The sequence below is a fragment of the Enterococcus sp. AMC1251 genome, from assembly GCF_058216535.1.
On the sequence record NZ_CM177098.1, the window covers coordinates 3,459,129 to 3,472,029 of the forward strand.

A 12,901-nucleotide genomic window follows, 5' to 3' on the forward strand; every position below is an offset into this window, starting at 1 on the left:
ACCATTTTTTTTATGATTAAACAAATATTTCACCCATCATACTACCTCTAATCCCCCACTGTCATTTTTATAATTTTATTATAGATCGGCTCATGGTTCATCAAATCATCAATCGTTCCTATTTTTACCCCTTTGGAATAATAACCATCTAGAATACCTAATTTTTGAAAAATCGTTTGTTTATACGCAATATCTGCATTCCATTCCACTGTGTCCAGAATTGACAAAGCTGAATGAATCGCCTCCATTCCAGTTTGACCACCAGTCGTAATCAGGACCCCGTGGCTATCTAGTAAAAATTCATGTGGAAGAGTTTTCTTCGCCATAGTTTTAATGTGATTACTTACGATTTCTGCTAATTCTTCTGAACAATTTGGTTCAAAATCTAAAACTTCAATATATTCTACTTTCTGTGTTGCTTCAGTCAAATTAGGCATGTCCAATCCACTTGTTGCCCAGAACATGCTGTTTGGTGCATGCGCATGAAGCACAGCTTTTATTTCTGGATTTGCGTCGTAGACTGCTTCATGCATATTTATCTCTCTTGTTAAACCTCCTTCACCAGCAATCACTCTTCTTGTATGCGGCTCTACCACCAAAATCTGTGAAGGGGAAACATGCCCTAGATAAGCTTGCGACATCATGGTAGGCGTCATAATGATATACTCCTTGCCCTCGTGATCCATTGCTTTAAATGAAAAATTTCCTCCAGCAACATTTGTATTTTTGCGCTCAAAAATCAACTGTACAATTTTTGCCATATCTTCTCTTTCACGTTCAAATAAAATTCTTCCATCTGCCATGCTTTATTACAGCTCCTTTTTCTTTAGTAAATTACCTGTGCGGATCGTTTCTTTTGCTGCTGCCTGTATTACTTTATACTCTTCATATTTTTGCTTTTTTCTGTCATCATATTCTTTAAAAATCACTGCATTACCATTTTTATAAATGAAAAAAGAAAGAATCAGCACTAATAGATATAGTGGAACAACATCGATTGAAAGTGCCAGGATAAAAAGGAAGCTATCTAAAAATAGCAATGCTAGCCATATCCTCTTTTGATTCATGTTATTCAGTCCTTTCTTAGTTTTTTATTTCTTCATAACGCGCACTTGGAACAGGTTCTTTCGTCATATATTTATATAACCAGATGAACAGTGCAATAAATATAATAAAACCAACAATCGCCATACCATTCATATTGACTGCTTCGGCAAATAATATTCTAAATTCAGGACCTTCAATCGATGACCAAGTTATACTTCCACCCTTTAAATCTACCGCTCCTGTTTTTTTCGCTAACCCTGTCAGTACTGGCGCAAGATACGTTGCACCATATAAATAAAGTGGGGTGTAAATAATCCCAAGTGTAATCATTCGGTATAAATTTCCTCCTGTAAGCAATAATCCTCCAACAGCAATCGAATAGTTAATAATTCCAGCAAGTGGTAATACTTGATTGCCTGGTAAAATCATGGCGTAACCAATAAATACTGGGACTAAAAGAATCGCTGTCACCCAGATTTCAGAACGACCGGCTAAAATAGGCCAATCTAACCCTATATATACTTCCCGATCTTTGAAACGTTTTTTCATCATTTCTGACATTGCATCAGCTAAAGGAGAAAGTGACTGCATAAACATTTTACTAATCATTGGAAACAACGCCATCGCTGTAGCTACTTTAATCCCTAAGTTCAGTGATCCCGAAATACCATATGCCGCACCAAATCCTAGCAAGACCCCAATAATAAAGCCCATCACACTATTTTCAGAAAAAATCCCAATTTTTGCTTTTAAAGCGGATGTATCTGCTTTTTTATTAAAGAAAGGAATTTTATCCATTACAATATTTACTGGCAGCATCAGCACTGCGGAAATATTCATTAAATGTGTTACTGTTACTAAAGGAATTCCTGTTAAATCTTGAATATGACGCTGAAACATATCACCCATTTTCAACTCTAAAACAACTTGAATAACCGCAGCAATAAATCCTGCAACAAGCGACCCACTAATGAAATACACCAAATATGCTGTCAACGCTTTGCCCCAAACATTCCACATATCAACATTTAACGTTTTTGTTACGTTCAACAGCAACATAGCAAAATTAACGCCTAAAACAACTGCGAAAAAAACAAAAGCATAAGACCAAGACCATGTGATACTGGCGGCACCCGTCCAGCCTAAATCCAAAGCTGGTAAACTAATTCCTGTATTTTTAGCCATCGCAACAGATGCTGGACTTACCGCGTCTGACATAAATCCGATCACCATGCTCATTCCAGTAAAAGCAATCCCCAATGTAACCGCTGACATAAAAGCTTTCTTCAACGGCATCTTAGCTATCAGCCCGATAATCAGAATAATCAAAGGAACAAAAATTGCCGAACCAAGAGTTAATATATAATCAATCATAGATTGAAAAATTTCCATCTCTTTTACCTACCTATCTTTTAAATTTTTTGGTATGATTAGTTTGTATTGTATTATTTACTGGCGTTCGGATTCGTCATAATCCGAGCGCGTTCTTTTACTTCCTCGTGTCACTTACAATCCCATCGTAGATTTCGTCAACACCCATGCCTGTTAAAAAAGGAACGCCTGCATAAACAGAAACACCCAATTTCTCCGCCTCTTCTAACACTTCATCATCAGGTTTTGCGATATAAACATAAATACTAGCACTTGGCAATTCCTGCAAAATCGATTTGTAATCAACTGCTTCTACTGGATAATCAATATTATCAGCATCAAAATTACTTTTTATTTTCTCTGCTACTGTTGTACTCGTCGCAACACCACTGCCACATGCTACAATTAATTTTCTAGCCATTTTTTACTTCCTCCCATTGATTCATGAATAATTTGAATATTTCTTCATTTCCTGTTGCCTCTTTTAACGCTGATACAAATGCTTGATTTTGAAATAAGACCATCAATTCCTGCAGTAACCCAACTTGTTTTGAGGGTTCCTTGATCCCTAAGAAAAATAAATCTTTCACCTCCATTTCCTGATTATCCCCCATTTGTTTGACCTTGATTGGTTTTGTTGTTCTTGTAATATATATGAAAGGCTTCTCAATATATTCTGTGTCTGAATGTGGTAATGCGATATTAAGATACTCTGTAATCAAACCTGTTGGGAATATTCTCTCTCTTGTTTTGATCCCTTCCAAATACCCACTATTTACATATCCCTTTTCTTGTAGCCGTTTTGCGATACACTCAAATAATTCTTCTTCATCTTGGACAGTAACGTGTAAATCAATCAATTCTGGTTGAAACATCTGATGCATATTCATAATCCTAATCCCTCCTCGTTTTTTTCATATTCAAAGTTTTTATGTTCAACTTTGTAATTATATGTTAAACTTTGTTTATACAAAAAGGATACAACTTGTACAAAGGTTTGTCAACGCTTTCTTTTCATTGTTTTTTGTTCGTTTTACGTATAAAATGTAATAGATAAACAATTTCGAACAAAAAGGGAGTCTATTTATGTTAAAAAGAGAGCGACATGCACATATTTTAGAATTACTGGAAAAAAAGACCTTTATGACGGTATCTGATATAGCCAAAGAATTGTACGTTTCTGAAATGACGATACGAAGAGATATTAATGAGCTAAGTGATTCTAATCAACTAGTTCGTTTATACGGCGGGGCGCAAAAAATTGATCGAAAGGAAAAAGAATTAGCGACCCATGAAAAAATCAATCTACATATCGAGCAAAAAGAATATATCGGAAAAATCATGAATTCTTTGATCCAGGATCATCAAGTTGTTTTTGTTGGTGCAGGAACAACCATTTTGTATGCATTGCCTTTTATCAAGAAGCAAAATTTGATGATCGTTACAAACAGTTTGTTAGCGTTCAACTACCTTATTGAGCACACTGATTATCGAATTTTATTAACTGGGGGGGATTTTACACCGATCACTGAGGAATTTATTGGAGAACATGCAGAACAAACTTTTGAAACCATTAATATTGATATTGCATTTGCTGCAACGAATGGCATCTATAATAATAACGTAACTACTTCTAACTATTTAGAAGGTGGCGTCCAACGAGCTGCTTTTAAACATGCCAAGAAGAAAATCGTCGTCGCAGATAGTACAAAATTCAATGTTAGCGATGTCTATACATTTTATAAACTATCTGATTTAGACTACGTGATTACCGACGACAAGATCGATGAACAAACGTTAAATTTTTACCAATCTTATGGAAAATTATTAAACAAGAAAGTTAACTGAGGTTTCTCCACTCTTTCAGAAACCCAGCTTAGCTAGGATTCTAAGGAGGAAATGACAATGATTTTAACAGTGACACTTAATCCATCGATGGATTCCATTTATTTTACAAACACATTTATTTTAGGTGAAATGAACCGCTGCAGTAATCCAGTCAAAGCAATTGGCGGCAAAGGAATTAATGCAGGAAGAACCGCTGCAATTTTAGGGGGAAATGTAACTGCAATAGGTGTTTTAGCTGGGATGAATGGGGAATTGATTCGTACGGCACTTGCGAAAGAACCATTTAAAACAGCCTTTCTCTCAATTGATGGGGAGTCAAGAAACGCTGTTACAGTAATGGATCAAGAGAAAAATCAAACAGAAATCGTAGAACTGGGACCTGAAATAACACCCGAAACTGCTCAAAAAATAATCAGTAGCGTAATTGATTTTTCTTCCAAACAACCAAAAGACCCCATCATTGCTTTATGCGGATCAGCTAATACCAAAAATGAACGTTTATATCAAGATTATTTACACCAGTTAAATACCAATTTAGGCTCCAAAGTAAAAATTCTAGCAGATATTTCAGGAAAACAGCTACAAAACGCACTAAAAGGACCTATCAATCCTTTTTTTATTAAACCAAATATCCACGAATTTTCAGAGTTGCTAGATAGTCCGTTAATGAGTAAAAAAGAAGTAATGAATCATTTAAATCATCCTTTACTAAAAGAAACGCCATTTATTCTAGTTTCATGTGGTGGAAATGGTGCAGTAGCAAAATATTATGAACGAATTTTTGATATCATCATTCCATCTATCGATAGTATTAATCCAACAGGTTCAGGTGATGCTACCGTAGGTGGTGTAGCTTTTGCTTTAGATCAAGACTTTTCTATAGAAGAAACTTTGCGTTATGCTATGGCATGTGGAATGAGCAACGCTCTTGAACAAGCGGTAGGCTATGTCACTATTGAGAACGTTGAAACATTGAAACATAAAATCATTTTACGAGAAATAGAATAAATGTTTCACGTGTAACACCAGACATTCAGACCAAAAAGTAAGTAATTATCCTTCTTACGAAAAACAATTACTTACTTTTAGATTTTTATTTTACGCAGTACAATGCTTGATCTTTTGCTAAATAAAACGGACGCAAATACCCCACTGTATTAGATAACGGAAGGACATCCTCACTAAGATTAATATTTAGTATTTCTTTAATATAGTTTTTTCTTGTGACAATTCGGTACCATAGCTCTGGATAAGCTTCTCTGATTTGCTTTTGTAGGTTTGCGTCAGCCAAAGCAACACATTCTTCGGCACTCACTCCCGTATAGCCAGCTATAGATGGAATAATGTCGATTTGTAACATCATACCGCTTTTCAATTGCTCTTCAGACTCAGCATAAATCGGTGAAGACATCCATTCTTCATCAGATACTAAATGTCCAGGATTTAGATGCCAATGATACTCCGATTGAGGAAGAACAGTTTCAATCGTTTGGTAGAGTTCTTTCCCTGGCATTCCGATTTTTATCGTCTCCAACCAAGTTGTAACAGCTTGATAATAAGGTTTCGCTACCCTTTCTAGATAATCTTTCTGATTTTCTGGCAATTGCGCCGCATGTTCTATCACAAAACCAGTTCGACTGGACAGCCCACCTTTGAATGCCGTCGTTAAGGATAGTGGATCACCTAGTTTTACTTTTTTATGTGTTGGATACACATTCCCATATTCAAAACGCTGGCCTGTTGCTGCAATTGTCACCACGGTATTCGCTTGTCCTTCAGCAGTCATTTCATTCCCTAACTCAGCTTCTGTTACGCCGAGTTCAACGGCATCCATTGCGTTTAGCATACAGCTAGAAGATAGATTCGCTCCATATTCATAGTGAGCAATCTCATTGGCATTATTCGTTGTACGAGCCCCCTTATCTCCTCTAATAAATAGATGAGTCGCATTTTTGAGCACTGCTTGTTCCTTTTTGCTTATCAAAAGTGCTTGAATAATAAAATAAGGAAGATCAAAATATAAGTCATTGTCTGATTTCGCTGTCGTAAACATTTTCCAACCAACAACGCCGATCTTACTTTTTTCTGATAAACCAATACGTTCAAAAATCGTTTCTAACCTTGCTTCATTGTCCATCGGTTGATTGGGTAGAGAAAATAAAGGAGAATGAATCAATCGATTTTTGATTCGAGCGACCTTCGCCATTTTTAAATTTTCATTTCCAAGAATCAGAGTACACTCTCCTGTTGGATCTAGCATAAGCAATCCTTCTTCAAAGCGGGGAATAAATCCCGTTAGATATTCAAAATTTCCACCATGCTCTTTGTCCGCATAAATCACCAACGCGTCAAAGCCTTCTGATTTCATATTGTCCAATACTTTTTGCTTTCGCTCAACCATCGTTTCATCTGTTAAAAACGTTGGAGCAACCTCTGAAAAAATCATTGGCTTAGATACTTTAGTTAATTGAATTTCTGGCTTTTTCATTTTCATTGATTTCCCTTCAAACAAGTTTTTTTATACTTAACATTCATTTAGACGTCTTTTTTATTTTCCATCCGCAGTAAAATTTGAATCAGAGAACCATGACTCTAGCCAAGCTTTTTTTCTGGCCATTCACTTTCAATAATAGAAAACCAAACTATATCTCGATTACGCTTCTTATAAACCAACGCATTCCGAAAGATTCCCTCAAAAACACAACCTAAACGCAACGCTGCTTTTTTTTAACGCTCATTTAAGGCATCACTCGTCCATTCATAACGTCGATACCTTAACGCATCTAGCGCGTAGCATGCTATATGTCCAATTTTTAAAACAACTTTATGATTCATATACTTGACACAAATCTTTTAACCGTTTTCTTGGATCTACTTTCTCTAATTCACAATAGCTTCATTCAGCAACAGTTTTGTCGGATATTGTCTTGCAGACCAAGCATTTACTGGATAGATGGTTGATTATTCGTATTGGTTTTAGCGACTATTTTTTTCATCTGCTCCTCCTATTCTACTTCTCTAGTGTAACAAAAATGACCCAACAATTGTATTTCCAGCGCTCTTTGCTTCAACATACAGTATCATTTATTTCAAAAGATTATAACAAATTTTCTAAAAATGTAGATTTGATTAAAATTTTTGAGAATTTCTACATCAAAAAATATGCTATGATTAAAATTGATTAAGAAAACAGTTCAAAAAACAAGAAATACTACATTAAACATACATTTTGAATCTTATACTCAAGGGAGATGAGCCATTGAAGATTGCATTGTGTGATAATAACCAGAGAGAAATGGGAAAAATCGAAAAAGCTATCACTCTAAATTTTTCTCAAAAGTACGAAATTGATTTTTTTAGCAATGGTGAAAAATTAATAAGACATCTAAAAGACAGAGACATAATTTATGCCATCTACTTCATTTCTATTGAACTGAATAAAATGGATAGTATTGCATTAGCGAAACAAATACGTACGTTTGATTTAAATGCATTGATTATTTTTGTATCTGATGATATTCAGCGTATGCCTGAAGTGTTCAAAGTTCAAGCATTTGATTACTTAATAAAACCGATTTCTGATGACTATTTACTAGAAACAATGGCTAGAGCAAACAATTATTTTAATACTATCTGCGCTTACTTCGAGTTTTCTTTTAACCGAAAACTGATTGTACTAACAATGAATGAAATCGTTTATATCGCTAAAAGTGGACGGATCGCATATATCCACACAACCGAAAAAGTCTATAAAACCTATTTAACGATGGCTGAAATTATAGATAAGCTGGACGGAAATATATTTACTAGAATACATGGTAGTTACATGGTGAACTCAAATTATATTGTTCAAATCATTAAAAATGAAGTATTTATTAAACACTTTAAAAATGGCGTACAACAAGAAACACCAACCATTTTGCCTATAAGTAGAACCTTTAAGGATAACGTCAAAAAATCATATGCCATTTTTCCAAAAACAAGAAAAACATAAGTAAAGTCTAACTATTAGAATAAATTTCTAACATTATTTTTATTTTTCAGACTTGTAGAAAACTATAAAAATCTATGAAATATAAAAAATAATCCTAATGATTATTTATAATTCTATTATTTTTGTTATTTTTTACTTAAAACTTGCAAGTTTTTACATTAAGTATTTACAGACCTTCTTTTTATGGTAACGTTTATGTAAGTAGCAGATATTATCAATGCTCACTAATAAAAAACTATTTGGAGGAATGAAAATGGCAGGCGATAGAATTAAATTATCCCCACAAGAACTAAGAACTTCTGCAACAAAATATACAGATGGATCAAACCAAGTAAACGACATCTTACAGAAGTTACAATCTGAACAAGATACAATTCAAGGCAACTGGGAAGGTAGCGGTTTTGATAGCTTTAACGATCAATTCACTGCTTTAAAACCAAAAGTAACTGAATTTGCTGAGTTATTAGAGCAAATCAACAAACAATTAAACGAAGTTGCAAACATTGTAGAAGAAACAGACCAAAATATCTCTTCAGCAATCGGAAGAGGTCTATAAGAAACACATATCTGAGGAATAGGGAGGGCACTTGCTCCTCGCTGTTCCTCTTTTTTTAGGAGAATGATAAATGAACAGTAAAAAACTATATTATATGTTGAAGTCTGTTTGGATGGTTGTCATATTACTTATTATGCTTATCTTCATGAACCGAGACTTTACCGATATCTCTGCAAAAAAAGATCAAGAAGAAAAAGATATGCGGTTAAATATTGCATTGGTGAATGAAGATGCAGGAGTCAATAAAAATAACATAGACTATAATCTTGGTTCAGATTATGTTAAAAAAATTGAAAAAGATGTTACCTATAACTGGTTTACAGTAAGTCGAGGAATTGCCGAAAATGGCTTAAAAAATGGGACGTATAACTTACTCGTAACAATACCCAGCAATTTTTCAAGTAAATTATTAGAATTAGATAGCGAAGCACCAGAAAAAGTCCAAGTAAACTACAAAATTAATGCAAATGGGAATGCAACCTTAGAAAATGAATCAAAAAGTGTTGGGCGACGAATTGTCAATGAGTTGAATCAGCAGCTCGTCGATTTATATGTCGTTAGTATTGTAGATAATTTATTTACTGCACAAAGAAATATTGAAAAAGTCTATGCGAATCAGACCTCGTCTGTGCAGGAATTCCAAGATGTCTTGTATCAGCCGACGTTAAATTTTAAAGACTATCTCCCTTCTATCACATCACAATCAAAAAGTGCACTACAAGCCAATGATTTATTGGCAAATACGTTAGGGAGTCACACACAAGGTACCGATTCACTCGTCAATAGTCATAAAGAGTACTCTTCCCTTTTAGAGAAACTACTAGACGAGCGAGCAAAAGGACAACTCACGTACGAAGAATTTATAAAACAATTAACGGAAGCAGAGAACGCTGTAACATCAGAAAATATAGCAGCTATGTTCCAGCAACTTCAAGAAACAGGTATGAATCTACAAAATGAATTCAATCCTGATGGTTCATCTGATACGACTGCTAGACAAATGGCACTTTTAAAACAACAGTTAGCGGATGCAAAAACGGCAGTTACTGAACAACAGGAGAAATTAACAGAGATTAGTGACAACTATTTTGACAGATACAAGGAACCATTTTTCGCTTCATTAGGGATCAACGAAACTGGTGGAGAAGCAAAAGTAACCTTAAAAGATGTCTTAAAAAAGGCTGACAAAGAATATCCGCCTAGTGACGATACTGGTTTTAATGCCGATTACAAAAAATGGATGGAAGAACGCTTAGCTTTACTCCCTTTTAGAACAATCACATTTAACTTAAATCCACAAGACGACATTTTTAGATATACAAAAGCACCTTATGGAGATGGACAGCCTTTTGCTCAATTACAAGAAAAATTTAATACAGTTTCAGGGAAAGTATTTGTTTTAAATGAAAAAATCGAAGAAAACAATAAAGAAAATAATCTGAAAGAAGCGCCTATAGATTTTGAAATGAATCCAGAAAAAGCTCTAGAAAGCCCTTATTATAAGCAGTTGAAAGAAGCTTATGACAATTTAACGACGAAACGAACGGAACTATTATCAAATACTCACGGTAATTTCCAAATCAAACCAAACAATATTGGTTCAGGCGGAACAATTAAAATTAGCAATATCCCCGCAGGAATTACGAACATTAAAATTGATAATATGGGACCCATTGAAGACGGCGGAGAGTATCCTTTCATTGGAAACGGCACTCGAACAATCACTTACCAGTTTACAGATGAATACAATGAAACAACTTCATCACCAAAAATGACCATTAGAATCGGTCAACCAGAACTATCTAGTAAAGGAGACACTTCTTTTTCAGCTGACGTAACCTCTCCTGAAACATCTTCAGAAGAACGAACGTCCTCTTCTGATAAAGAAGAAAGTAGTCAACAATCTCAAGAAGAGCCCACTAAAGCTACAGAAACAAAAAGATATACAAGCGAACTGATACAATCACAATTTTCTATAGAATGGGATCAAACGATTGATACTTCTGCTTTCCTTGATGGAGATTATCAACTTAAAAAGAGACTTTACTCTGAACAAGTCGGTAAAACGTTAGACCTTTACGACTCAATCAACAGTGAATTAGCCTTTTATGAAAACTATCAATTTGAACAATTCGGCGGCTTTCTTAAATTGGATTTGACGGATGCTTTCAAAAAAATTCTTAACGAGACCTTCCTTGGCGGTGATTACAAAGTCCAAGTAGATCACCTTGAAGCCTTGAAGCTCAAAGCAGACAGTCTTGAATCACAATCCGAAGTAGTCGGAGAAAAAATGAGTAACGTGCTATCAACGACGGTAGGATTAAATGAAGCAATTGAAAAACAAACTGCCTCTGTAGAAGAAGGACAAAAACAAATTCAAGAAGCGCTCAGCTCAGAAAGCAAAGTTAGCTCTTGGAACAGCCAAACAGATTCAGAAATCGGGTCTGCCAAATCAACGTTAGAATCACTCTTGCAACAATCGCAAGCAGTTAAAGAAGCATCTGAAATGAATGTTAAAGAAGCCGAAACCGTAAAATCAGTCTTCACTTCTTTTGACCAAGAAGTCAATACCGCACAAAAAAATGGAGAAGAACTCTCCAGCAATGCAGATGTGATCATGGAAAACTTAAATGATGAACTAGCAAAGAACAATGACTTTGTCTCTGCCTTTATTAAAGTACTGAGCAATGCTCAAAAAGATGGCGTACCAAATAATACATTACTACAATTTATCGCAAATCCAGTAAACGGAAAAGCCGAAGCAACTATTAAAACAACTGAGATTAACGAACCATTCACATGGATTTTAATCATGTATACGTTGAGCTTATTTATCGCGTATCTCTTTGCGACACAACCGATCGTCAGAAAAGTTAAAGATAAATTCAAACGAGAACAATTATGGTTCAAAGACAACATTATGGAAACAGCACTACTTGGACTAAGTGCCATTGGTATTGGATTAGTTTTGGGCATACTGAGCGCTAGTGAATTAGCCATTGTAAAAGAATCTCAAATCATTTGGGTTACGATGGTTATACTCTTTATGCTGATATTCTCACTACTCAATCACTATGCGCTAAAACAGTTCCATATCGCAGGATTTGCCTTCAGTTTATTCCTATTTATTAGTTACGTGTTTGTCACGAATGCTATTGGAAAAACCAAAGGAAATAATCCGATGGTTGATATGATCCGCTCCATCAACCCGTTATCAATCGGGGAAACTAATCTAGCCGATATTCTATCAAGAAATGCGTTGAATGTCGTTCATATCATTTTATACATCCTAGCAATTGTCGTTCTTTTTGCATGTAATATTTTCATTTGGAAGCCAAGAAGAGCAGCTAAGGAAGTGGTGAAAAAATGAAGAAATTTCTGTTTTTCATTGTCGTCGGAATCGGACTCCTTTCTTTCACTGAAACATCCTATGCAAAAGAAACCTTACTAGATAACAACCTAGACTTAAAAACAGACCGTCTAAACAAAGAACAAGTCGATACTGGCAAAGCCCAAAGTTTTATCGCGGAAGACCGCTTATTCGAAGCAGAAATGATTGAAAAAGTAACAAATGCCAAAAAAATGGAAGCAAAACAACGACAGGAAGAAGCAGCACAATTCTTTTTGACGGATGTCCCAAAGGTAAAAGCAAATGACAATACGCAGTTATTTACAGAAAATGAGACCAAACACCTAGCAGTTAAAAAAGAAGAAACAGTTCCATCTGTTTCTTCTCCTCCTGCGTTGTTTCCATTACTACTAGGATTATTACTGGTCACAGTTGTTACATTAGTGTTGTATCACAATAGAAAAAGAGGGCAGCAAAATGGCAGATAATAAAGAACATATTAATATTACCTTGTTCTATCAAGGACAGACGGACAAACAAATGGATTTACGAATCCCGAATAACATTACTGTTTACCGCTTTATTCGAGAATTGAATCAAATATTCGGTAAAGAAAAAGCATTAAAAAAATATCAATTAAAAGTATTGAACAAAGGCATTCTTTTAGACGAAGAACAAAAATTAAAAGATTGGGCGATTACTAACGGAGACATAATCGAAGTGTTGGGGGATTAAA

General features: G+C 35.0%; 13 protein-coding genes. 7 read left to right on the plus strand and 6 right to left on the minus strand.

Features of this window, described 5'->3' with window-relative positions:
- Positions 1-47: 47 nt before the first annotated feature.
- The 5 genes from AC4BBR_RS16360 to AC4BBR_RS16380 all read right to left on the minus strand — a co-directional run bounded on the left by AC4BBR_RS16360 (position 48) and on the right by AC4BBR_RS16380 (position 3,308).
- Positions 48-803 carry a class II aldolase/adducin family protein gene (locus AC4BBR_RS16360; protein ID WP_490460515.1) on the minus strand — a complete coding sequence of 252 codons (756 nt, stop codon included), beginning with the start codon at positions 801-803 and terminating at the stop codon, positions 48-50.
- A 6-nt stretch (positions 804-809) separates the two neighbouring features.
- A complete protein-coding gene (locus AC4BBR_RS16365) occupies positions 810-1,067 on the minus strand; it encodes a hypothetical protein (RefSeq protein ID WP_490460516.1) in 258 nt (85 codons plus the stop codon).
- A 16-nt stretch (positions 1,068-1,083) separates the two neighbouring features.
- A complete protein-coding gene (locus AC4BBR_RS16370) occupies positions 1,084-2,439 on the minus strand; it encodes a PTS galactitol transporter subunit IIC (protein ID WP_490460517.1) in 1,356 nt (451 codons plus the stop codon).
- Positions 2,440-2,536: 97 nt separating this feature from the next.
- Positions 2,537-2,839 (minus strand): PTS sugar transporter subunit IIB, encoded by a 303-nt coding sequence (locus AC4BBR_RS16375; protein WP_490460518.1) that lies wholly within the window; start codon positions 2,837-2,839, stop codon positions 2,537-2,539.
- Positions 2,832-3,308 (minus strand): PTS sugar transporter subunit IIA, encoded by a 477-nt coding sequence (locus AC4BBR_RS16380; RefSeq protein WP_490460519.1) that lies wholly within the window; start codon positions 3,306-3,308, stop codon positions 2,832-2,834. Before AC4BBR_RS16380 ends, AC4BBR_RS16375 begins: the two co-directional genes overlap by 8 nt.
- A 196-nt stretch (positions 3,309-3,504) precedes the next feature.
- Here AC4BBR_RS16380 and AC4BBR_RS16385 point away from each other — a divergent pair, with 196 nt between their 5' ends.
- Together AC4BBR_RS16385 and AC4BBR_RS16390 are read left to right on the plus strand one after the other, a co-directional pair.
- On the plus strand, positions 3,505-4,266 hold the full coding sequence (locus AC4BBR_RS16385) for a DeoR/GlpR family DNA-binding transcription regulator (RefSeq protein WP_490460520.1): 762 nt from the start codon (positions 3,505-3,507) through the stop codon (positions 4,264-4,266).
- Positions 4,267-4,323: 57 nt separating this feature from the next.
- A complete protein-coding gene (locus tag AC4BBR_RS16390; RefSeq protein ID WP_490460521.1) occupies positions 4,324-5,274 on the plus strand; it encodes a 1-phosphofructokinase family hexose kinase in 951 nt (316 codons plus the stop codon).
- A gap of 85 nt (positions 5,275-5,359) precedes the next feature.
- Here the strand turns inward: AC4BBR_RS16390 and AC4BBR_RS16395 are convergent, their stop codons facing one another.
- Positions 5,360-6,754, minus strand: a complete 1,395-nt coding sequence (locus AC4BBR_RS16395) for a M24 family metallopeptidase (RefSeq protein ID WP_490462143.1) — start codon at positions 6,752-6,754, stop codon at positions 5,360-5,362.
- A 771-nt stretch (positions 6,755-7,525) separates the two neighbouring features.
- Here AC4BBR_RS16395 and AC4BBR_RS16400 point away from each other — a divergent pair.
- From AC4BBR_RS16400 to AC4BBR_RS16420, 5 genes are all read left to right on the plus strand, one after another.
- Positions 7,526-8,260 (plus strand): LytR/AlgR family response regulator transcription factor, encoded by a 735-nt coding sequence (locus AC4BBR_RS16400; protein ID WP_490460522.1) that lies wholly within the window; start codon positions 7,526-7,528, stop codon positions 8,258-8,260.
- A 253-nt stretch (positions 8,261-8,513) separates the two neighbouring features.
- Complete coding sequence (locus AC4BBR_RS16405; protein ID WP_490460523.1) at positions 8,514-8,816, plus strand: WXG100 family type VII secretion target; 303 nt, start codon at positions 8,514-8,516, stop codon at positions 8,814-8,816.
- Between the two features lie 70 nt (positions 8,817-8,886).
- Complete coding sequence (gene esaA / locus AC4BBR_RS16410) at positions 8,887-12,186, plus strand: type VII secretion protein EsaA (protein WP_490460524.1); 3,300 nt, start codon at positions 8,887-8,889, stop codon at positions 12,184-12,186.
- Positions 12,183-12,653: a hypothetical protein gene (locus tag AC4BBR_RS16415; RefSeq protein ID WP_490460525.1), complete on the plus strand. Its 471-nt coding sequence runs from the start codon at positions 12,183-12,185 to the stop codon at positions 12,651-12,653. Before esaA ends, AC4BBR_RS16415 begins: the two co-directional genes overlap by 4 nt.
- The gene (locus tag AC4BBR_RS16420; RefSeq protein ID WP_490460526.1) at positions 12,643-12,900 is read left to right on the plus strand and encodes an EsaB/YukD family protein; all 258 of its coding nucleotides are present in this window, start codon (positions 12,643-12,645) and stop codon (positions 12,898-12,900) included. Before AC4BBR_RS16415 ends, AC4BBR_RS16420 begins: the two co-directional genes overlap by 11 nt.
- The last annotated feature ends 1 nt before the right edge of the window (position 12,901 follow it).